Genomic DNA, 22,337 nt, shown 5'->3' on the forward strand with positions numbered 1-22,337 from the left:
AATCGATTTGCGTCAAATATTCAATAGCTTAAAAGCCATACGCGATTCCCCTGCCCTCAAGGGGGGAGATGTCGCGAAAGCGATAGAAAGGGCAGAAACCGCAAATTCCGAGCCTGTCGAGGCATCTCTCCCTCAAGGGGAGAGATTATGAACTGCGCTCCCCTCAGCGCGAAAGCGCGTCGAGGATCCGGATCCAGGAGCGGATGCCCTTGTGGAACGAGGTCAGTTCGTACTTCTCGTTGGGCGAATGGATGCGGTCGTCGTTGAGGCCGAAGCCGACCAGAAGCGAATCCATGCCGAGCTTGCGCTGAAAATCGCCAACGATCGGGATCGAGCCGCCCATGCCGATCACCACGGCCGGTTTCGGCCATTCTTCCGAAAGGGCTGCCTGCGCTTTCTTCAGGAAGGGCGCGTTGTAATCGAGCTGGATTGCCGGCGAACCGCCATGGGGATGGAATTCCGCGCTGCAATCTGCTGGCAGTTTCGAGCGCACATAGGCGCGGAAGCTTTCGCGGATCTTCACCGGGTCCTGTGTGCCGACGAGGCGGAACGAGACCTTGGCGGAGGCCTGTGCCGCGATCACGGTCTTGAAGCCCTCGCCGGTATAGCCGCCGGTAATGCCGTTGACTTCAGCCGTTGGGCGGGTCCAGGTCAGCTCCAGCACCGAGCGGCCCTTTTCGCCGGCCGGCTTGGAAAGGCCGATTTCGCCCAGAAAGCGCTCGTCGGTCTCGCCGAGCTGCTCCCAGCCCTTTTTCACGTCCTCAGGCGTTTCCTCGACGCCGTCATAGAAGCCGGGCAGCGTCACCCGGCCACTCTCGTCGTGGAGGCCGGCGAGGATGTCGGCGAGGATATGGATCGGGTTGGCGGCAGCGCCGCCGAAGAAGCCGGAATGCAGATCGCGGTCGGCGGCCTTGATCACCACCTCGTCGCCCACCAGACCGCGTAGCGTGGCGGCGATCGCCGGCGTCTCGCGGTCCCACATGCCGGTATCGCAGACCAGCGCGAAATCGGCCTTGATCAGGTCGCCGTGCTCCTCGATGAAGGCCGGCAGCGAGGGCGAACCGGATTCCTCCTCGCCCTCGAACATGATCGTGATCTTCACCGGCAGTTCGGCATTTTCCTCGCGATAGGCCCGGCAGGCCTGGAGGAAGGTCATCAACTGTCCCTTGTCATCGCTGGTGCCGCGTCCGGTGATCACCTTGGTGCCGGCCGCACTGTCCTTGACCTTGGGGTCGAAGGGATCGTCTTCCCACAGCGACAGCGGATCGACGGGCTGAACGTCGTAATGGCCGTAGAACAGCACATGCGGCGCGCCTTCCGGCGCATTCTCGCTGGTCGCCACCACCATCGGATGGCCCTTGGTCTTGTGGGCCTCGGCCAGAAAGCCGAGCGTCTTCAATTCCGCGACCAGCCAGTCGGCGGCCTCGGTGCATTTTTCCTTGTAGGCCGGATCGGTGGAGATCGACGGAATTCGCAGCAGGGCGAACAGCTTGTCGAGGCTTGAGGGCAGGTTGTCGTCGGCGCGCTTCAAAATCGCGTCTAGCTGGGCCATGGGGAACCTCCGATAGGCGGGCAAATCATGGACGGACCATAGGCCAGCAAGCAGCGAATGAAAACCTCGATCAGGGTGGGAAGCGGGCAAAGAAAAAGCCGCCATGGCCTGGAGGGGGGGACTGACCATGGCGGCTGCTTTTTTGGACAAAGGCCGGAGAGGGGGATGGAGCCTTTGTCCTTTTGTCCGAAGAGGCGGGGGACGGGCCTTCTTCGAACAGCGGCGTGATCAAGCGCCGTTGGTTAGTAAATGTACCTTGAAATGTGTCGATTCAAGGGAAGCGGCAGCCGAGTTTCGTTACAAATCAGTAATCTGAAGCAAAATTTCGACGATTGCGCTGTCAATGGCCGGCGGCGTTGGAGAACAGGTTCATCACCAGCACCCCGCCGACGATCATGGCGATGCCGACCCAGGCGGCGAGATCGAGGTTCTGGCGCAGGACGATGACGCTGACGGCCGCCGTCAGCACGATGCCGAGCCCCGCCCAGATCGCATATGCGACGCCGAGCGGGATCGTCTTCAGCGCCTGGGACAGGCAGAAGAAGGCGATGATGTAGAACACCGCGACGCCGATCGTCGGCAAAAGCCGGGTAAAGCCGTAGGATTTCTGCAGAAGCGTCGAGCCGATCACCTCGCAGACGATCGCGATACCGAGCGCGCCATAGGCCGCGAGTGCAGGGTTCATGTCCGTTCCTTCTTCAAAAACTCAGTGCGCCTCGTCCCAGTTGTGGGCGGCGCGGGCATCGACCTTGAGCGGAACCGCCATCGAAACGGCGGGCATGGCGGCGTTTTCCATGATGTCGACGATCACGGCGCGAGCCTTGTCCACCGCGTCGTCTTCCACCTCGAAAATCAGTTCGTCATGAACCTGAAGCAGCATCTTCGCCCGGTCGGCAAGGCCCTGCTCGGCAAGTTCCGGCTCGATCCGGGTCATGGCGCGGCGGATGATATCGGCCGCCGAGCCCTGGATCGGCGCGTTGATGGCGGCGCGCTCGTTGAAGCTTCTGACCTGATGGTTGGAGGATTTGATCTCCGGATAATGGATCTTGCGGCCGAAAATCGTCTCGACATAGCCGACATCGCGCGCCCGCTCCTTGGTGGCGTCCATATAGTCGCGGATGCCGGGGAAGCGTTCAAAATAGCGCTTGATATAGTCGCTCGCCTCGGAGCGCTCGATGCCGAGCTGGTTGGAAAGGCCGAAGGCGGAAATGCCGTAGATGATGCCGAAATTGATCGCCTTGGCGCGCCGGCGCACATCGCCCGGCATGCCTTCCACCGGCACGCCGAACATTTCCGAGGCCGTCATCGCGTGAATGTCGATGCCATCGGCGAAAGCCTGCTTGAGCTGCGGTATATCGGCGACATGGGCGAGCACCCGAAGCTCGATCTGGCTGTAGTCCGCCGACAGCAGCTTGTGGCCCGGATTGGCGATGAAGGCGGTGCGGATCTTGCGGCCCTCCGCGGTGCGCACCGGAATGTTCTGCAGGTTCGGCTCCGACGAGGACAACCGCCCGGTCGTGGTGGAAGCCAGCGAATAGGAGGTATGGACGCGCCTGGTCTGAGGGTGGATATAGCCCGGCAGCGCATCGGTATAGGTCGATTTCAGCTTGGTCATCTGCCGCCAGTCAACAATGCGGCTCGGCAGCGGCAGGCCCTGAGCCGCCAGATCGTCCAGCACCTGCACGGCGGTCGACCATTGCCCGCTCTTGGTCTTCTTGCCGCCGGGAAGCCCCATCTTGCCGAACAGGATGTCGCCAAGCTGCTTGGGCGAGCCGATATTGAACTTCTCGCCGGCAAGTTCGTAGATTTCGTCTTCCAGCGCTGCCGCCTTCTGCGCCAGTTCGCCGGAAAGGCGGGACAGAATCTGCCGGTCGACCGAGATGCCGCGTTCTTCCATGCGCGCAAGCACCGGCAGCAGCGGCCGTTCCAGCCGCTCGTAGACGGTCATCACCCGTTCGGCGGCAAGCCGGGGCTTCAGCACCAGCCAGAGCCTGAGCGTCACATCGGCATCTTCCGCAGCATAGGCCGTGGCGCGGTCGATATCGACATGATCGAAGGTGACCATGTTGCGGCCGGAACCGGCGACCTCCTTGTAGGGGATCGGCTGGTGGCCGAGCCATTTTTCAGACAGCGCGTCCATGCCATGCGCGCCCATGCCGGAATCGAGCACATAGGAGAGCAACATGGTGTCGTCGAAATTCTTCACCGTGATACCGTGGCGCAGCATCACGAGATAATCATATTTGAGGTTCTGGGCGATCTTCAGAACCGCCTCGTCCTCAAGCAGGCCCTTCAGCGCCGCAAGTGCTGCGTCGAACGGGATCTGCCCCTCGGCAAGCCCGCCGCCGAGCAGATCGTCCTGGCCGGCCTTGTGGGTGAGCGGCACATAGGCCGCGCGGATCACCGCGCCGTCATCAGGAGCATCCTCGTCGTAAAGCGCCAGCGAGAAGCCGACAAGTTCGGCCTGCATCGCGTCGAGCGAGGTGGTCTCGGTGTCGAAGGCGACGAGCCCGCGCTCGCGGGCCGTCTCCAGCCAGCCTTCCAGCGTGACGAGATCGCGGATCGTCTCGTAATTTTCGTGCTTGATCGGCAGCGAAGCAAAGCGCGCGGCCCTCGCCGCGGCAAGATCGGCCGGACGCTTGCCGTCGGTCGCGCCGGGCGCGGGCGCTGCGGCCGGAGCCGTGCCATCGCCCGGATCGAGATCCGGCCCGTGCGCCTCGGCACCCCATTCGACATTGACGGGCGCGGCCTCGATCGCCTGCGCCTCTGCGCCGGTCGCTTCCGCCACGCGTCTTGTCAGCGAGTTGAATTCCATCGCCTTCAGAAAGGAGACCAGCTTCGGCCCGTCCTGCGGCTCCAGCGACAGCGCGTCGAGCGGCACATCAATCGGGCAATCCTGCTTCAGCGTCACAAGTTGCCGCGACACCAGAACCAGATCGCGGTTGGCGATGATGTTTTCGCGGCGCTTGTTCTGCTTGATCTGCTCGGCATTGGCGAGCAGATTGTCGAGATCGCCGAATTCCTCCAAGAGCGTTGCCGCCGTCTTCGGGCCGATGCCCGGAACGCCCGGCACATTATCGACCGAATCGCCCGTCAGCGCCTGCAGGTCGATCATCTTTTCCGGCGGCACGCCCCATTTGTCGATCACTTCCGGCACGCCGATCTGGCGGTCCTTCATGCCGTCATACATGTGGACCTTGGGGCCGACGAGCTGCATCAGATCCTTGTCGGAGGAGATGATGGTGGCGTCGCCGCCCGCCTCCACCGCCATCCGCGCATAAGTGGCGATGATATCGTCGGCCTCATAGCCCTCCATCTCGATGCAGGGCAGGTTGAAGGCGCGGGTCGCCTCGCGAATCAGCGCGAATTGCGGCACCAGATCCTCCGGCGGCGGCGGGCGATGGGCCTTGTAATCGGGATAGATGTCCTTTCGGAAGGTCTTCGAGGAATAGTCGAAGATCACGGCCAGATGCGTCGGCGTGACGCCAACGGAGGTGTCGCGCGCCTGGGTCAGAAGCTTCCACAGCATGTTGCAGAAGCCGGAAACCGCGCCCACCGGCAGGCCATCGGATTTGCGCGTCAGCGGCGGCAGCGCGTGGAAGGCGCGGAAGATGAAGCCCGAGCCGTCAATCAGGAAAAGGTGATCGTCTTTTTTCATGGCGAATCCATAGCCGCTCGGGCGGCAAAGGTCCATGGCCCGCAATCCCGGTCACCCGGCTTTTGAAGCCGCGCCGAGGCATCCGGCGGAACCGGCGGGAAAACCCGCCGGGGAAAATCGATGGTCTGTCCGGGCTCTACCCGCCCCGGCGCTTGCGGGTCTGCACTTCCGAGAGGAACATGCCGAGCGCGATCGCGACGCCCTGGAACATCATCTGCCAGGAGGTCTCAAGCCCCAGGACCTTCAGCGCCTGGCCGAGCTGGGTGAGAAACAGGGCCGCGCCCGCCACCGCGATCATCGAGCCGATGCCGCCGGAGATCGCCGTGCCGCCGAGCACCGCCGCGGCGATCGGCGCCAGCAGATAGGGATTGCCGACATCGAGCGTCGGGTTACGGATGAAGGCGGAGAGCAGCACGCCGACAATGCCGTAAAGCAGCGAGGCGGCGACGAAGGCGCCCGCCTGGTAGCGGCGGATTTCGACGCCGGTGGCATAGGCCGCGCGCGGATTGGCGCCGACGGCCTCGAACCTTCGGCCAAGCTGGGTGCGGCGCAGGAGAACGGTCAGCACCACCGTCAGCGCGATCGTGATCCAGATCGTGGTGTTGAGGCCCAGAAAACGGGCCTCGCCGAATTCGGCAAGCACGGTCGGCACCCCGGCTTCGGCCGGAAGCGAGCCGCGATACCAGAGCGTGAGGCCGGCGACGATCGCGCCGGTGGCGAGCGTGACGATCAGCGCGTTCAGCTTCAGCCACGCGACCAGCACGCCGTTGACGAGGCCGACCATCATGGCAAAGGCCAGCGCCAGCGCCGTACCGATGACGGCTGAGCCATCCGCGCCACCGGACGTTCCAAGCAGCACCGTGCTCGACAGCGTCACGATCGCCGGCACGGAGAGATCAATGCCGCGCGCCATCAGCACCAGCGCCTGCCCCATGGCGGCAATGGCGAGGAAACTCGCGAACGGCAGGATGCTGGTGACCGATGTGCCGGAAATGCTGCGTGGCAGAAACAACGCACAGAGCGCGACCAATATGGCAAGCGCGATCCAGATCGCCGCAAACTGCATCTGGATCACGGGCACCCGTCCCTTGCCGCCGCGCCCGGCCCGCGACGTGGGCCGATATGATGATATCACGCCTGTTTCGGTCATTTTACCCTCATCATTGTTGGAAACCCCGGCCGGCATCACGCCGCTCGCTTTTCTGCCGGCGCAATCACCCTGCGTCGTCGCATGGCCGAAAGCAGCAGCGCCTCAAACTCGCCGAGCCCGGAATAAAGGAAGATCGCAAGCAGGGTCATGACGCCGCCGGCGATGATGCCGAACGCGGTGGAAAGCCCGAGAAGCGTGATGACGTTGACCATGAGCGCGAAGAACAGCGCGCCGAACAGCGCACCGACAAACGAGCCGCGACCACCCGACAGCGCCGCGCCGCCAAGAACCGCGGCCGCGATCGAGGTGAGCGCGTAATTGGCGCCGACCGTCGGCGCGCCGACGCCGACCTCGGAGCCAAGGAAGAAGCCAGCGACGGTCGCCATCAGCGCGGCGAACACATAGGCGCGGACATGCACGAGATCGACGCGCACGCCGTTGCGCTGGGCCGCGACCTCGCGGAAACCCACAGCCTTTGCCTCAAGGCCGGACCGGGTCCGGTGCAGCCAGAAATCGAGCGCTATGGCAACGGCGACGAGCACGAAGATCGAGGCCGGCAGGAAACCGATCCGTTCCTTCATCAGCCCGGTGAATTCCTGCGAGATCATGCCGCCCGGGATTGGACGCGCCAAGAGCGCCGCGCCCTGAAGAACGGAGAGCATGGCGATGGTGGTGATCACCGCGTTGATATTGGCAAAGCGGATCAGGGAGCCGTTGATGAGACCCACGAGCAGACCGATGCCGAGGCAAGCGAGAACGCCGAGGATCTGCATCGGGATCGGCATCTGGAAGGCGATCATGTAGGAGGCGGCGACCACGGTGAGGCTCATCATCGAGCCGACCGAGACGTCGAGCCCCCTGACGAGCAGCACATGGAGCTGCGCCATGGCCGCGAGCGCCGCCGGCGCGGTCGCCAGCAGGATGTAGCGGATGTTGACCGTGCGCAGGAACACCTTGCTCTCGATTGCCGCATAGCCGCCGACGATCAGCGTCAGCAGTGCGAGGAAGACCAGCGGCACCCACCAGATATTCGAGCCCGAAATCAGCGTGCGGAACACCTGCGACAGCGCACCTGGAGCCTCCTCGCTTGCCTGCTTGGCATCGCGGGCGCGCAGGAAGCCGGAAACGATATTCTCCTCGGTCACCTCCTTGCCGGTGAGCTCGGCGACGATCCGCCCGCGCGAAAACACCAGCACCCGGTCGCAGATGCCGGCAAGCTCCTGCGCATCGGAGGAATTGATCACCAGCGTGCCGCTTTCGCCGAGATTGGCGCGGATCGCCTGATAGATATCGTGGCGCGCCCCGGCATCGACCCCTTGCGTCGGCTCGTCGATCAACACGGCATCGGCATCGGCGCGGAACGAGCGCGCCAGCACCGCCTTCTGCTGGTTGCCGCCGGAAAGCCCGCTGACGGGCGTCTCCAGCGTGGCGGCGACGACCCCGAACTCGTCGCGCATTTCCTCGGCGCGGCGCTGCTCGTCGCGCGACGAGACCAGACCGCGCCGGACGAAATCGCGAAGCCGCGGCAGCGTCATGTTCTTACGCACCCCGAGATCGGGGAAGATCGATTCGCCTGCCCGGTCGGCAGAAAGGCAGAGCACGCCGGAGCGCAGCGCGTGGCGCGGCTCGGTCACGTCCACGGTGCGACCCAGGCAGGTCACAGTCCCGGCATGGCTCGGGTGAAGGCCGGCAATGGCGCGCAGCGCCTCGCGCTGACCGTTGCCCTCGGCGCCGGCGAAACCGACGATCTCGCCGCGATGGGCGACAAGGGAAATGTCATCAAAGCCGCCGCCGTTGAGACCTTCCACCACCAGCACCGGATCATGCACGATTGTGCCGGGTTTTGCCGGATATTCGCTTTCGACATCGCGGCCGATCATGCGCGAGACCAGCTCATGCTCGGAGGTTTCGCTGGTCACCTCGAACGTCCCCTCATGGACGCCGTCCCGCAAAATGGTGACGCGGTCGGCGAGATCGAGGATTTCCGGCAGGCGGTGGCTGACATAGACGATGCCGGTTCCCTGCGCCGCGAGCTCGCGCACGATCCGGCTGAGATGGGCCACGCCGTCATGGTCCAGCGTCGAGGTCGGCTCGTCGAGCAGCAGAACGCGCGGCTCGGACAGGAGCGCCTTGACGATCTCGACGAACTGGCGATGGGCGGGCGTGAGATCGCCAACCAGGCTTTTGGCGGAGATGCCGAGGCCGTAAGGGGCGAGTTTCTCCTCCGCCCAGGCGGTCATGGCGCGATTGGGCACTTCGCCGGGGGCGGTGGCGAGATAAAGGTTCTGGGCAACCGTCAGTTCGCGCACAAGACTGTCATCCTGATAGACGGTGGAAAGCCCGAAGGAGAGAGCCTTGCGCGGATCGGCGCGTTCCAGCGTCTGTCCCGCGATCTCGACCGTGCCCCCATTCGGCGCGATCGCCCCGGAGGCGATCTTCATCAGGGTGGACTTGCCCGAGCCGTTTTCGCCGAGAATGGCGTGCACCTCGCCGGCGCGACAATCAAAGCTGAAACCATCCAGCGCCTTCACGCCCGGATAGGTTTTCGAAACATCGCGCATCGACAGGACGATTTCGGACATGGGTTACCCTCCCCTCATGAACAAGACGCATGGCGGACGGAAACCGCCCGCCATGCCGAATGCGATAATCAGTTGAACATGGCCCTAAGCGTATCGGGATCGACCATGGTCGAAACCGAAACCTCATCGGGCAGGCTCGGGTCGCACTGGTCGGCAGAGGCCTGCTTCATGGAGAACGGCACGTCGAGATTTGCCGGGATCTCCTCGCCGGCAAGCGACATCATCGCCGCCGTCAGCGCGAGGCGCGCCTGATAGTTCTGGCCGGAGGAATAGAAGATCTTGAAGTTCGGGTTTTCCGCAGCCTTCATGTCGCAGAACAGGCCCTGCTCGTCGGTGCGCAGCGCCACCACGATATCGAGCGGCTTGCCCGCCGACTGGTAGGCGCGCACGCCGCCGCGGAAGCCGTCGGCATAGTCGTAGATATAGCCGTCGATGTCATCGAAGCGCGACAGGATCGCGGAGACGGCCGAGAACGTGCCCTCCTGGGTCCAGTTGGTATCCTCGGTGGCGACGATCTCGAGGCCGCCGATCGCGGCCGCCTCTTCCTTGGCGCAGCCCTGCCAGGTGGAAGACAGCGGATTGCCGGGCGTGCCGCCGAGGGCAGCTATATTGGCGGCATCGGGATTGCCGGTGCGGATCGCCTTGACGAATTCCTTGCCGAGATCGCAAATGTTTTCGGAGATATTGGTGACGTAGTCCTCGCCCGGCGTGCCGGCGACCGTGCCGTTATGCAGCACGACGGTGATGCCGGATTCGGTCGCTTCCCGGATCGAAGGGGCGAGCGCCTCGCCATGGTCGGCGAAGGTGACGATCACGTCGACGCCCTGCGCGATATAAGCGCGGAAATCGGACAGCGCCTTGGCGGCGTCGCCGCGCGCCGAGGTGTAGACGATGTGGCCGACCTCCGGATAGGTCAGCGCCTGCATGATGAATTCCATCTTGGTGACTTCGCGCCACACGTTCTCGCCGAAGCCGTCGGCATAGGCGACTGTCAACTCGCCACCGGTCCCGGTGTCGCACTGGTTGTTCTTCCAGCATTCAATGGCCTTGGCGCGCATCTCGTCGCTCACCGGAAGCGCGGCCCTGTCGAAGGTCTCGGTGAAGATCGGGCCGACATCGGTGGTGCCGAGACGCGATTGCAGCAGCTCCTCGGCCGACTGGGCGCTTGCCGCCGCCGGCAGGCCGAGGGCGAGCAGCGCGAGCGCTGTCGCGCGGACAGGCCTCTTCAGGCCGTTAAGATAGGTCATGGCAGTTCCTCTCCCTGGTTTGGAGGCCGGTCCATTCCGGCCGGCCGGATCGCCGCCCGCCCTGCCTCCTTGGCTTGGCGGGAGCGACGACCGCGCGGCCATCCTCCTCGAATGGCCGCCGTCAATCATGCATACTATATTACGGTATTACGGTCATACGTCAATATGAATAAAACCCTCCCGCCGATCGCGTCCCCTGAATGTGCCAACGCCGCCGGCATTGCGGCGGCGCAAGATTCCCATTCCGGAAATTTTTGCCGCGTCCAGCTACTGCGCCAGATAGCCGCCATCGATGACAAGTTCCGCGCCGGTGACGAAACTCGCCTCGTCGGAGGCCAGGAACAGGCAGCCATTGGCGATCTCGCGCGGGGTGCCGGCACGGCCCATCGGCGTCATGCCGATGACGAACTTGTTGATTTCAGGGTCCTGAGCCTGGGTCAGCGGCGTATCGATGAAGCCCGGATGCACCGAGTTCACCCGGATGCCGTCGCCGACATGGGTAATCGCCGCGTTCTTGGTCATCATCACCACCGCGCCCTTGGAGGCGTGATAGGCGTGCGCGCCCGGCACAGCGCCCTTGCCCCAGATCGAGGAAATATTGATGATCGATCCAGTTTTCTTCGACTGCATGTGCGGGATCACCGCGCGCATGCCGAAGAACACGCCATCCTGGTTGACGCCCAGAACCTTGCGCCAGTTCTCCGTGGAGCCATCCGCCACGCCGTCATAGACCGCGATCCCGGCATTGTTGACGAGGCAGTCGATCCGGCCCTGCTCGGCGATGATCCGTTCGATGGCGCTCGCCCAGTCATCCTCGTTCGCGACGTCGAGTTTCAGCCCGGTCACGCCTTCCGGATAGATCCCCGGCGGATTGCTGCTGCTGCCGGCGTAGACGATCGCGCCCTCCTCGCTGAAACGCTCGACCACGCCGAGACCGATCCCGCGCGACGCACCGGTTACCAGCGCCACTTTTCCTTCAAGCCGCATGAATTTTCCTCCCGATAAAAATGAGTGCCTCCAAGCACCATATTCGTGTAATACCGTATTATGATACGACGCGGAAGCCCCGATCCGGAAGAGTTCAGCGCAAGTTTCGAAGCGCCCGCGATGAAATTTTTCCAGTTTGGTCGAAACTGCCAGCCCGGCGCCGCAAGAGAGGCCGTAGTTTCACGAAAAACGGAATCGAGGAGGAAAGGCATGTCTGCCACAAATGCGGTCGGCTGGATCGGCGTCGGAAAAATGGGCGCGCCGATGGCGGGCCATCTTCTGAAGGGCGGCATCGACGTGACCGTTTTCGACGCCCGGCCGGAAAACAGCGCGGCCATGGAAGCGCAGGGAGCACGGGCGGCCGGGAGCATCGCGGCGGTTGGCGGCGCCTGCAATGTGGTTTTCACCTCCATCCCGGATGATGCAGCACTTGCAAGCGTGGTCTCCGCGCTTGCGCCGGCGATGGCGCAGAACGCCATCCTGATCGACACCAGCACGGTCAGCCCGCAGGCTTCGGCAGACGCCGCGCGCGTGCTTGCCGAGCATGGCATGCGCTATCTGCGCGCACCTGTTTCCGGCAGCACCACGATCGCCGCCGCCGCAAACCTCACCGTGCTCGCCTCCGGCGACGAGAGCGCCTGGGCGGAAGTCGAGCCGCTGGTGAAGCTGTTTTCGAGCGAACGCTTCTACCTCGGCCCCGCCGACGAGGCGCGATTCATGAAGCTGGTGCTGAACACGCTTGTCGGAGCATCCGCGTCGGTTCTCGGCGAGGCGATCCTGCTTGGCGAGCATGGCGGTCTCAATCGCGCGCAGATGATGGATGTCATCCTCAAAAGCGCGGTCAACTCGCCCTTGCTGGGCTACAAGCGCGAGACCGTGGTGGTCGATGCCTCCGAGCCCGCCTTTCGGCTCGACCAGATGGTGAAGGATTTCTCGCTTATTCTTGCTGCAGCGAAAAGCGAGCATATAGACATGGATGTGAGCGCCCTGATCCTGAAACAGTATGAAGCGGCGGCGCAAGACGGCATGGAGGGGCGCGATTTCTTCGCGCTGGTGGACTGGATCAGGGACCACGCGCCGCGCGGCGGCTAGAGCGCCGGCGCATGGAAGGGTCCTTGGGAGGGAGCCGCCGATGACCGAATATGAGATGCTGCGCATCATCGATTTCCTGAACGACCTCAACGGGCCGTTCAGCGCTGTCGTGGCCGAAAGCCGGGGCGACCCGGTCTTCGCGCTGACCCTGTCGCTGATGCAGGCCCATCTGACCGGCCGCGATATCACCAAGAGCGCGCTCGCCGAAAGCGGCGGCGTGCCCTTCGTCACCGCCATGCGCCATGTCAGCCAGATGATCGAGGATGGCAATATCGTGCTCGATCCGCGCACCGCCACCGGACGCAGCTTCTATGTCCGCCCGAGCGAGAAGCTGCAGGAGCGATTCATGGCCTATTGCCGCAGCGTCAAGGCCGTAATCGGCCGCACCTTCGGCACCATCAATTCCGATGAGGATGTCGACGGCTTCTATTTCGGCGGCTCCAATTTCTCCCGCGTCGTCATCCCGCCGCCGCGCCTGCAGAGCCACCACGTTTCCGGGGGCAAGGAACTGCGCTTCCTGTTCCGCAGGGACAATTACTTCGAGGCGCTGCGCAACACCTGGGCCGATCTCAGGGCCAATATCGGCTCGATCCAGAATGTCGACCTCCTGCCGCTGCCGCAGCTCTACGACCGGATCATCGAGAACGGCCAGCGCAAGAGTTCCGAATTCGATGTCATCTGCGTCAACAAGCCCTGGGTCGGCGATCTTGTCGATCGCGGTCTGGTGCGCCCGCTCGACGAGTTGATCGCCGGCAGCCGGATCCAGCCGCTCGACTTCTCGCCGATGGTCTGGGATTCCGGCGCCTGGCAGGGCACGCAATACGGCGTGCCGATCTACACCACGGTCGAGCTGTTCCTCGCCCGGCAGGACATTTTCGAGCGCGCCGGCCATCCCTATCCGCGCACCTTCGATCAGGTGATCGATGCCGCCCGCGCCCTGCAGCGGCCCTCCGAAGGTCTTTACGGGGTTGCGTGGAACGCTGCGGAAGGCATGCCGATCGCCAGCACCTTCATGGTGCTGCTCGGCTCCTGCAACGCCGCCTGCCTCAACCTGCCGCGCCGACGCATCCACATGCCGATGCATGATCTCGTCTCCGACAAGCTACGCGGCCAGGTGCTGACCGACCAGGCCTTCGAGGTGCTGGACTATATGCACCGCCTCGTCGACGTATCGGAACCGAACATTCTGGAGATGGACTGGGACCGCCGGGTGGAGGCGTTGCTGACCGGCAAGGCGGTGATGGGCTATTGCTGGTCGATGCATGCAGCCCTGATGGAGTATCACGTCAAATCCGTGGTCTCGCGCCGCATGCGTTACCTGGAACAGCCCAAGGGCAAGGCCGGGATGCATGCCAATCCGGTCGGCGGATTCCATCTGATGATACCGACCAATCTCGACGAGGACCGGGTGGCCCTCGCCTTCGACGCGATAAGCTGGATGTGCTCGCCGGAGGTCATGAAGGAGCATGTCTCGGAAGGCTTTCCGGTCGCGCCCCGCTTCTCGGTCGCCGCCGACCCCGAGGCCGCCGCGAGTTCGCCGGTCATGGGCGTGGTCGCGCGGCTGCTGAAGTCCAATTCGGTGTGCACCTGGTCGCGCCCGGCCGTACCGGAATATCATGGGATCGAGGCCGTTCTCGGCCGCGAAATCCACGCCGCATTGCGCGGCGAAATCACCGACCGCGCGGCGCTGGAACGCGCCCAGCGCGCCATCGACGGCCTGCTCTCGACCCGCCAGACGGCCGCCGAGAGCTACGCCTGATCGTTGCCGCATCCGAAGGATGCCGCCGCTATCCCGCCAGCATCTTCGCCAGCATGTAGCCGGAGCCGGCGCCCGTGCCGGCCCCCGGCCATGTCGCCGCGCCGCACATGTAGAGCGCGGGCACCGGCGTCTTGTAGCGCGAGTATCCGGCGAGCGGACGGAACAGGAAATTCTGGTCGAGATGGTGCGAGCCGGACAAGCTGTCGCCGCCAATCAGGTTGGGGTTTTCCCGCTCCAGATCAAGCGGCGAGAAGACGGCGCTTGCGCGGATCTTCGCCCGTGTTCCCGGCGCATGGGTCTCGATGATATCGAGCACCCGCTCGGCATAGGCATGTTTCACCGTATCCCAGTCGGTCTCGCTGATTTCACCCGCCGCATCGCCCTTGATCTCGGCCGGCAGCACCCGCACTTGCACCCACAGCACATGCTTGCCCTTCGGCGCGCGCGAGGGGTCGACCGCCGAGGGCTGGCCGACCACAAGCGCCGGCTCGGCGGGCAACAGCCCGTCCATCGCCTCGGCATAAAGCCGCGACATCATCCGCATGTCGGGCGCGATGTGGATATAGGCATAGTCGCTGAGTTCGGCGCCTGCCGACCACGCTGGCAGATCGTCCATCGCCAGATGGATCATCATCGTGCCGGGGCCGGCGCGGAATTTGTCGAACGTGTCGCCAAGATCACCGAGCGGGCTGTTTTTCGGCACGAGGTCGCCGAACAGCAGCTTGGGGTGGACATTGGCAATCACCGCCTTGCGGGCGGAAATCGTCCGGCCGTTGGCGAGCGACACGCCTCTCGCCTTGCCGGCCTCATCGAGTTCCACGCCCACGACCCGCTCGCCGAGCAGGATATCGCTGCCGGCATCCTCCACCACCCGCGACATCGCGCGGATGATCGTGTCGGCGCCGCCCTTGCCGATCACCATGCCGAAGGCCTGGTTGGCCATCGATTCCAGATAGGGAAACAGCGCGCCGCCGGCGACATCCGGCGCGAAATCGAGATGCAGGCCCCAGGCGGCCATCATCACCTTGAGCTTTTCATTCTCGAAATGCCGGTCAAGGAAATCGCGCGGGGTCGCCAGCAGCAGCCGCGCCAACCGGTAGAGCCCTGCCGTGCCGAGTGCCCGCCAGGCCTTCCACACCGCCTTTGCCGTCTGGAAGGAGGGGATCGGCGCGCCCATCAGCGCGAAGATATGGGGCGCGTCGCGGGAGAAATCGGCAAGCATCCGCTCCCAGGCTTCGGCGTCCTGTTGCGACAGCGCCGCAATGCCGGCCTTTGTCGCGGCGACATCCGTGCCGACGCCAAGCGCCGTCGCATCGCGGAAGACGCTGGCAAAGCAATGGGGCGCCGGCACCAGTTCCAGCCCCGCCGCCGAAAGCGTCTCGCGATGGGCGGCAAAGAAGGCGGAGCCTGCGAACATCGAGAGGTTCATCGCGCCGAAATCATGCCGGAAACCGGGCTCGGTGTACTCCGCGGTCTTCACCGCGCCGCCAGCCTCCTCGGCCGCCTCGACCACACAGACCTTCCAGCCTTTCGCCGTCAGATGGACGGCCGCCGCAAGGCCGTTGTGGCCCGCCCCAATGATCACCGCATCATAATCCATCGTCGTCGCCATCCGCGTTCCCCCGAACCAATATACCTATATGCATACATAATTCACACGCAGCAGAAGAACATTTTTTCGGCGGCAAGCGCAATAGCCGCTGGCAGAATTGCCAATCTGCCAATGATTTCGGCATTTGCCTCCGATTGCGACAGGCCGCGCCGCGCGCCCGCAAGAAATGCATCCGCGTCACCATGATCCTTGCATTATCATATTTTCTTTCATAGGCTCTCCGGCAACGTCCGCTACAAGACCGGTCGATCAAGACCGCGCGAAGCGCCGGCACCGGTTCCGGGCGACAAAGGGGAAGATTATCATGAATGACATGTCCGTGCTTGGAAGCCTCGCCTCCGCCCTGCTGTCGGGGTCGGTCAAGGTTGTCGACATTACCGCGCCGCTCGGCCCGGAAACGCCGGTGCTCTACCTGCCGCCGGAATTCGGCCAGAACACGCCGAATGTGAAGGTGCACAAGATTTCCCAGTATGACGAGAACGGGCCGTTCTGGGCATGGAACTGGATCGAGCTTGGCGAGCATACCGGCACCCATTTCGACGCGCCCTGTCACTGGATCACCGGCAAGGACAATCCCGACAACACCACCGACACGATCAAGCCGCAGAATTTCGTCGCCCCGGTCAACGTCATCGACCGTTCGAAGGAAGCCGAGGCCGATCACGACTATCTCCTGACCGTCGACAGCATCAAGGAATGGGAAGCCGAGCACGGCGAGATCGAGGCCGGTAGCTGGGTGGTGATGCGCACCGACTGGTACAAGCGCAACGGCTCCACCGAAACCTTCCTCAACGCCGACGAGAACGGCCCGCATTCCCCCGGCCCGACGGCCGAGGCGATCGAGTACCTGCTCTCGAAGGGGATTATCGGCTGGGGCCAGGAAACCGTCGGCACCGATGCCGGTTCCGCCGGCGGCATGGAGCCGCCCTTCCCGGCGCATAACCTCATGCACAAGCACAACAAATACGGCCTTGCCAGCCTCTCCAACCTCGACCAGCTTCCCGCCAAGGGCGCGATCCTGATCGCGGCGCCGCTGAAGTTCGTGAAGGGCACCGGCTCGCCGGTGCGGGCGCTGGCGCTGATCGCCTGAGGCGCGCTGACGCTCTGATATAAACCCCGACGCGACAATGTTGTGCCGCGTCGGGGCGCTTATCGGCTTTTTGGAACGGGGGATCACATTGGCGGATTTCGATCACATCATCATCGGCAGCGGCATCAATGCGCTGGTCGCCGCCTCGCTCCTCGGCAAGGCCGGCAAGCGCGTGCTGGTGCTGGAGCGCAACGACACCATCGGCGGCTGCCTGCTAACCGCGGAGGTGACTGCGCCCGGTTACCTGCACGATGTGATGGCGACCACCATGGTGCTATTCCTCACCTCGCCGGCCTTCGCGGCACTTGGCGACGATCTCGCCGCCCGCGGCGCGGAGTTCTGCCACACCGACACCCCGACAGGGGTCTTGCGGCCAGACGGCAGCCACCTGATCTATGCCATGGACCGCAAACGCAATATCGATGCGTTCAACGCAAAGGCCGAAGGCGACGGCCAGACCTTCGACGCCGAGATGGCGGCGATGGCGGGCGACGCCGATTTCGTGTTCTCGCTGCTCGGCGGCAATCTCTGGTCGGGCGCGACCGCGAAGAAAATGCTGAAGGAAGCCTGGAAGCGCGGCCCGCGCGGCCTAGCCGCATGGTTCGGCGAGGCGCTGACGCCCGCGCGCGGCTATCTGGAAACCACCTACGCTTCTGACGAGGCGAAAGCGCTGTGGGCGCCCTGGGTGCTGCATTGCGGCCTGTCGCCCGAGGCAAGCTATTCGGCGGAAATGCTGAAGGTGATCGGCTTTGCGATCGAGCTTGCCGGCTGCCCGATCGTCAAGGGCGGCGCGGTCAACCTGACGCGCGCCTTCGAGCGCCTGATCCGCGACAATGGCGGCGATATCCGCACCGGATGCGATGTCGCCGGCATTACGCTTGGCAAGGACGGCAAGGCGAAGGGCGTCCGGCTCGCCGATGGTACGGAGATAGAGGCCCGGCGCGGCGTGATCGCCTCCGTCACGCCCGACCAGCTTTACAAGCGCCTGCTCGGCGAGACCGGCAAACCCATGCCCGCCGATGTCGAAAAAGGACTGAAATCCTATCGCTACGGCAAGGGCAACATGCAGATCCATTACGCGCTGAAAGCGCCGCCGAAATGGAAGGCGGGCGACGAACTCGGCAAGGTCGCCCTGCTGCACCTTACAGACGGTCTCGATGCGGTGTCGCGTTCGGCGAACGAGGCCGAGCGCGGACTGCTGCCGGCGGAACCCACCGTCTGCATCGGCCAGCCGACGGCGCTGGACCCAAGCCGCGCGCCGGAGGGCGGCGCGATCCTGTGGCTCCAGCTTCCCGATACGCCGCGCCAGATCAAGGGCGATGCGGCGGGCCTTCTCGATTGCCCGGAAGACGGGCGCTGGACGGAAGCGCTGCGCGAGGCCTTCGCCGACCGCGTCGAGGCCATGCTTGCGGCCCATATCGAGGGTTTTGCTGACAATGTGATTGCCCGCAGCGTGTCATCGCCGGCCGATCTCGAGACGATGAACATGAACCTCGTCGGCGGCGATCCCTATGGCGGTTTTTGCGGCCTCGACCAGTTTTTCCTCTGGCGTCCGTTCAAAACCGCCGTTAACCACAAGACGCACGTGCCCGGCCTCTACCATATCGGCGCCTCGACCCATCCGGGTCCGGGCCTTGGCGGCGGCTCGGGCTTTCTGCTGGCATCCTCGTTGACGTAATGGAGTGGGTTTATGGGTGAGCGTTTTTCGGGTCCGAACGGTGACGGAGAGACGGGCGAGGCCGTCCGCAGCCTCGGCGAAATCGGGCTCAACGCATTTTCGCCCTATCTGATGAACCGGGTGATGGCGCGCTACAACGCCAATCTCGCCGAGGAGCTGAAGCATCTCGGCATGTCCACCGCCAAGGTGCGCACGCTCGCCGTGCTCTCGGTCATTCCCTCGGCCACGATCAACGAGCTGTCGGTTCTCGCCGTGATCGAGCAATCGACGATGAGCCGCACGCTCGATTCGCTGGAGGAGCAGGGCTATATCCGCCGCCAGTCGCGCAACGAGGACATGCGGGTGCGCGACGTCTCGATCACCGAGGAAGGCCGCCTCGCCTTCGACGCCGCCTGGCCGACCATGCACAGCTTCGTGCAACAGATGTTCGACGGCATCGACGAGGACGAACAGCGCGCCTTCGTGACCACGCTGCAGAAGATGCTGCGCAATGTGCGGGTGAACGAGATCTGAGAGCCGGCGTCCCCTCCGGCTTGATGGAGCCCATTTCGGTGCGGGCCCGGCACCGCCCGGGCAACTTGACCCGGGCGATTTTGACATGAGGTCGCCTCATCCGGCTTTCGCCGGATCAAACCTCACACATATTTGTTGACGATATTTTCCAGATATTCCTGGCGGCCCGATTTCGGTTCGGGGTTGATATCGTCCTTCTCCACCATGGCGGCGATGTCTTCCAGCGTCATTTCGCCGGAGAGCATCTTCTTGGCAGTGTCGCCGTTCCAGCCGGCGTAGCGCTCGTCGAGCGGCTTCGACAGCGCGCCGTCCTCGATCATCCGCGCGGCGGCCTTCAGCCCGCGCGCGCAGCAATCCATGCCGCCGATATGGCCGTAAAGCAGGTCCGCCGGATCGATCGACTGGCGGCGCAGCTTGGCGTCAAAATTGGTGCCGCCGGAGGTGAAACCGCCCGCCAGCAGAACCTGATAATAGGCGAGCGCCATTTCCGGCACATTGTTGGGGAACTGGTCGGTGTCCCAGCCGGACTGGTAGTCGTTGCGGTTCATGTCGATCGAGCCGAGCACGCCGAGCGTGCGGACAAGCGCCAGCTCATGCTCGAAGGTGTGGCCGGCGAGAATGGCGTGACCCTGCTCGATATTGAGCTTCACTTCCTTCTCAAGCCCGTATTTCTGCAGGAAGCCGTACACCGTGGCGACGTCGTAATCATACTGGTGCTTGGTCGGCTCCTGCGGCTTCGGCTCGACCAGGATCTGCCCCTTGAAGCCGATCTTGTGCTTGTACTCGATCACCATCGACAGCATGCGGGCCATCTGGTCGAATTCGCGGCCCATATCGGTGTTGAGCAGGGTCTCATAGCCCTCGCGGCCGCCCCACAGCACATAGTTCTCGCCGCCGAGCTTCATGGTGGCATCCATGCAGGTCTTGATGGTGGCGGCGGAGTAAGCAAAGACCTCCGGATCGGGGTTGGTCGAAGCGCCGGACATGAAGCGGCGGTGGGAGAACAGGTTGGCCGTGCCCCACAGAAGCTTGACGCCGGTCTCTTCCTGCTTCCTGGCGAAGTAATCGACGATCTCGTTTAGGTTCCTAGTGCTCTCGGCGAAATTGCCGCCTTCCGGGCGCACATCTGCATCGTGGAAGCAGTAATAGGGCGCGCCGAGCAGCGAGAACAGCTCAAACGCGACATCGGCCTTGAGTTTGGCCTTGTCCATGCCGCCGTCATACCAAGGCCTGTCGAAGGTGCGCCCGCCAAAGGGATCGCCGCCCTCCCATGCCAGCGAGTGCCAATAGGCGACCGCGAAGCGCAGATGCTCCTTCAGCGGCTTGCCGAGGACGACCTCGTCGGGGTTGTAATGCCGGAAGGCCAACGGATTGTCGCTGTCCGGGCCTTCATACTTGATCTTGGCAATATCGCCGAAAAAACCGGTGCTCATATCAATTCTCCCATTCGGTTATTCTCAAATCCGGCCGATTGCCTCATGACAATTCGCGGCCATATCGTTGCGTTTGTGGGCCATCACATGCGTGTGGCCATTTTCGTTATGACTCTCAAAGCCAACGGCTTCCCAGAAGGCTGCGGCAAGCTCCGTTCCCGCATTCACAAAGATCAAGCGGCTCGTCGCGCCAGCATGGGCGACGAGCGCATTTGCAAGCGCCCGACCAGCGCCATGGCGACGAAAAGCTGGGTGAACATAGAAACGGCGCATCCGGGTCGCTTCGGCCACCACTGGATCCCTGCTCACGCCGCCGATGGCCTGCAGCCGACTGTCATACCAGACGGCCATCAGGCATTCGCCGTTCCGGTCGTAACGAAAGTCTTCGTTCCACTCGCCGGCCAGTCGGTCCATATGCCGATACCCCTCGCTCCGAGCCTGCTCACGAAGGCTTTCAAAACCGTCCGGTAGCACTGTCCTAACGGGAGCGAGGTCTAATGGCCTCATGATTGGACGCTCAGCGTTTTGATCGCCGGATAGAGCGCACGGTAGCGCTGATAGGCCTCCTCGAAGGCGGCCTTGTGCGCGGTTTCCGGCTCCACCGTTTCCGCCGTCTTCGGCGGGGTGCAGACGGCAAGCGGATCGCCGCCGGTTGCCGCCAGCATGCCGAGCCGGGCGGCACCGAAGGCAGCGCCGAAGTCGCCGTCGGCGGGGATGTCGATCGGCAGGTTCAGCGCGGTCGCCACCGCCTTCAGCCAGTAGCGCGAGCGCGAGCCGCCGCCGATCGCGGTGATTCTTGAAAGCTCGGTTCCGGCAGAGCGAAGCGCCTCGAGATTGTCGCGCAGCGCAAAGGCGACGCCTTCCATCACCGCGCGGGTCATGGCCGGGCGGTCGCTCTCATGGGCGAGGCCGATGAAAGCGCCGCGGATTGCTGCGTCATTGTGGGGCGTGCGCTCGCCGGAAAGATAGGGCAGGAAGGTGACGTCGCCAGGTGCTTGCAGCGTGTTTCCAACCTCGGTGGAAAGCTCCGCCGGGCTCTTGTCGGTGATTTTGGCGTACCAGTTCAGCGTATCCGTCGCCGACAGGATCACGCCCATCTGGTGCCAGGTGCCGGGCAGCGCGTGGCAGAAGGCGTGGACCGCGCTTTCGGGCTTCGGCCGGTAGCGGTCGTTCGCCGCGAACAGCACGCCGGACGTGCCAAGCGAGACGAAGGCCGCGCCATCGGCAACCGTACCCATGCCGCAGGCGGACGCCGCATTGTCGCCGGCCCCGCCGGCCACCACGACCGGCCCGGTCATGCCCCATTCGGCGGCGAGCGCGGATTTCAGCGTACCGCCAACCTCGGAGCCCTCGACCAGCGCCGGCATCTGCGACCGGGAGAGATCGGTGGCGGCGAGAAGCTCGTCCGACCAGTCGCGCTTTTCCGTGTCGAGCCATGAGGTGCCGGCCGAATCCGACATTTCGGAAATGTATTCGCCGGTCAGCCAGTAGCGCAGATAATCCTTCGGCAGCAGCACCTTGCCCACCCTGGCGAAAATCTCGGGCTCGTTCTTCTTCACCCACACCAGTTTCGGCGCGGTGAAGCCGGGAAACACGATATTGCCGGTAATGGCGCGGAAGCGCGGGTCGTCGTCGAGCTGGGCGGCTTCGACATAGGAACGGGTGTCGTTCCACAAAATGCAGGGCCGCAGCACTTCGCCCGCATCATCAAGGATCGTCGCGCCGTGCATGTGGCCGGACAGGCCGATGCCCTTGACTGCGGCAAGTTCGCCCGGATGGCGTTCGGCGAGACGGCCGACGGCGATCCGGCAGGCGTCGATCCAGTCCGCCGGGTTCTGCTCCGACCAGCCGTGATGGGGCCGCGCGACCGAGAGCGGCGCATCGGCGCTGGCGATCACCTTCTGGCCGTCATCGATCAGCATGGCCTTCAGGCTGGAGGTTCCGAGATCGAGCCCGAGATACATGGCGTTCTTCCCTTTCCCGC

At 64.0% G+C, this 22,337-nt stretch carries 16 protein-coding genes; 5 read left to right on the forward strand and 11 right to left on the reverse strand.

Going from position 1 to position 22,337, the window contains the following annotated elements:
* Positions 1 to 163 precede the first annotated feature (163 nt).
* The 7 genes from V6766_RS17370 to V6766_RS17400 all read right to left on the reverse strand — a co-directional run bounded on the left by V6766_RS17370 (position 164) and on the right by V6766_RS17400 (position 11,176).
* Positions 164 to 1,552 (reverse strand): dipeptidase, encoded by a 1,389-nt coding sequence (locus V6766_RS17370; RefSeq protein ID WP_448468604.1) that lies wholly within the window; start codon positions 1,550 to 1,552, stop codon positions 164 to 166.
* 340 nt (positions 1,553 to 1,892) lie between these two features.
* Entirely contained in the window at positions 1,893 to 2,237 is a 345-nt protein-coding gene (locus V6766_RS17375) for a DMT family transporter (protein ID WP_230719126.1), read from the reverse strand.
* A gap of 21 nt (positions 2,238 to 2,258) precedes the next feature.
* Complete coding sequence (polA, locus tag V6766_RS17380) at positions 2,259 to 5,210, reverse strand: DNA polymerase I (RefSeq protein WP_448468606.1); 2,952 nt, start codon at positions 5,208 to 5,210, stop codon at positions 2,259 to 2,261.
* Between the two features lie 136 nt (positions 5,211 to 5,346).
* Positions 5,347 to 6,360 (reverse strand): ABC transporter permease, encoded by a 1,014-nt coding sequence (locus V6766_RS17385; RefSeq protein WP_448468608.1) that lies wholly within the window; start codon positions 6,358 to 6,360, stop codon positions 5,347 to 5,349.
* 35 nt (positions 6,361 to 6,395) lie between these two features.
* Complete coding sequence (locus tag V6766_RS17390; protein WP_448468610.1) at positions 6,396 to 8,942, reverse strand: ATP-binding cassette domain-containing protein; 2,547 nt, start codon at positions 8,940 to 8,942, stop codon at positions 6,396 to 6,398.
* A 68-nt stretch (positions 8,943 to 9,010) separates the two neighbouring features.
* Positions 9,011 to 10,189, reverse strand: a complete 1,179-nt coding sequence (locus V6766_RS17395; protein ID WP_448468612.1) for a substrate-binding domain-containing protein — start codon at positions 10,187 to 10,189, stop codon at positions 9,011 to 9,013.
* A gap of 267 nt (positions 10,190 to 10,456) precedes the next feature.
* Complete coding sequence (locus V6766_RS17400) at positions 10,457 to 11,176, reverse strand: SDR family NAD(P)-dependent oxidoreductase (RefSeq protein WP_448468614.1); 720 nt, start codon at positions 11,174 to 11,176, stop codon at positions 10,457 to 10,459.
* Positions 11,177 to 11,386: 210 nt separating this feature from the next.
* Between V6766_RS17400 and V6766_RS17405 the strand changes: the two genes are divergently transcribed.
* Together V6766_RS17405 and V6766_RS17410 are read left to right on the forward strand one after the other, a co-directional pair.
* Complete coding sequence (locus tag V6766_RS17405; protein ID WP_448468616.1) at positions 11,387 to 12,268, forward strand: NAD(P)-dependent oxidoreductase; 882 nt, start codon at positions 11,387 to 11,389, stop codon at positions 12,266 to 12,268.
* A 40-nt stretch (positions 12,269 to 12,308) separates the two neighbouring features.
* Complete coding sequence (locus V6766_RS17410; protein WP_448468618.1) at positions 12,309 to 14,027, forward strand: extracellular solute-binding protein; 1,719 nt, start codon at positions 12,309 to 12,311, stop codon at positions 14,025 to 14,027.
* Between the two features lie 28 nt (positions 14,028 to 14,055).
* Here V6766_RS17410 and V6766_RS17415 read toward each other — a convergent pair whose 3' ends face one another.
* Positions 14,056 to 15,639 carry a phytoene desaturase family protein gene (locus V6766_RS17415; RefSeq protein WP_448468620.1) on the reverse strand — a complete coding sequence of 528 codons (1,584 nt, stop codon included), beginning with the start codon at positions 15,637 to 15,639 and terminating at the stop codon, positions 14,056 to 14,058.
* 304 nt (positions 15,640 to 15,943) lie between these two features.
* On the opposite strand from V6766_RS17415, the gene V6766_RS17420 reads away from it, so the two are divergent.
* From V6766_RS17420 to V6766_RS17430, 3 genes are all read left to right on the forward strand, one after another.
* A complete protein-coding gene (locus V6766_RS17420) occupies positions 15,944 to 16,729 on the forward strand; it encodes a cyclase family protein (protein ID WP_448468622.1) in 786 nt (261 codons plus the stop codon).
* A gap of 88 nt (positions 16,730 to 16,817) precedes the next feature.
* Complete coding sequence (locus tag V6766_RS17425) at positions 16,818 to 18,407, forward strand: phytoene desaturase family protein (RefSeq protein ID WP_448468624.1); 1,590 nt, start codon at positions 16,818 to 16,820, stop codon at positions 18,405 to 18,407.
* Between the two features lie 12 nt (positions 18,408 to 18,419).
* Complete coding sequence (locus V6766_RS17430) at positions 18,420 to 18,920, forward strand: MarR family winged helix-turn-helix transcriptional regulator (protein ID WP_018064739.1); 501 nt, start codon at positions 18,420 to 18,422, stop codon at positions 18,918 to 18,920.
* Positions 18,921 to 19,042: 122 nt separating this feature from the next.
* On the opposite strand, the gene xylA is transcribed toward V6766_RS17430, so the two are convergent.
* The 3 genes from xylA to xylB form a co-directional block, all read right to left on the reverse strand.
* Positions 19,043 to 20,353 carry a xylose isomerase gene (gene xylA / locus V6766_RS17435; protein ID WP_448468626.1) on the reverse strand — a complete coding sequence of 437 codons (1,311 nt, stop codon included), beginning with the start codon at positions 20,351 to 20,353 and terminating at the stop codon, positions 19,043 to 19,045.
* 24 nt (positions 20,354 to 20,377) lie between these two features.
* Entirely contained in the window at positions 20,378 to 20,767 is a 390-nt protein-coding gene (locus tag V6766_RS17440) for a GNAT family N-acetyltransferase (protein WP_448468628.1), read from the reverse strand.
* An 89-nt stretch (positions 20,768 to 20,856) separates the two neighbouring features.
* Positions 20,857 to 22,317: a xylulokinase gene (xylB, locus tag V6766_RS17445; protein WP_448468630.1), complete on the reverse strand. Its 1,461-nt coding sequence runs from the start codon at positions 22,315 to 22,317 to the stop codon at positions 20,857 to 20,859.
* Positions 22,318 to 22,337 lie beyond the last annotated feature (20 nt).

This window comes from Martelella sp. AMO21009, from assembly GCF_053484295.1.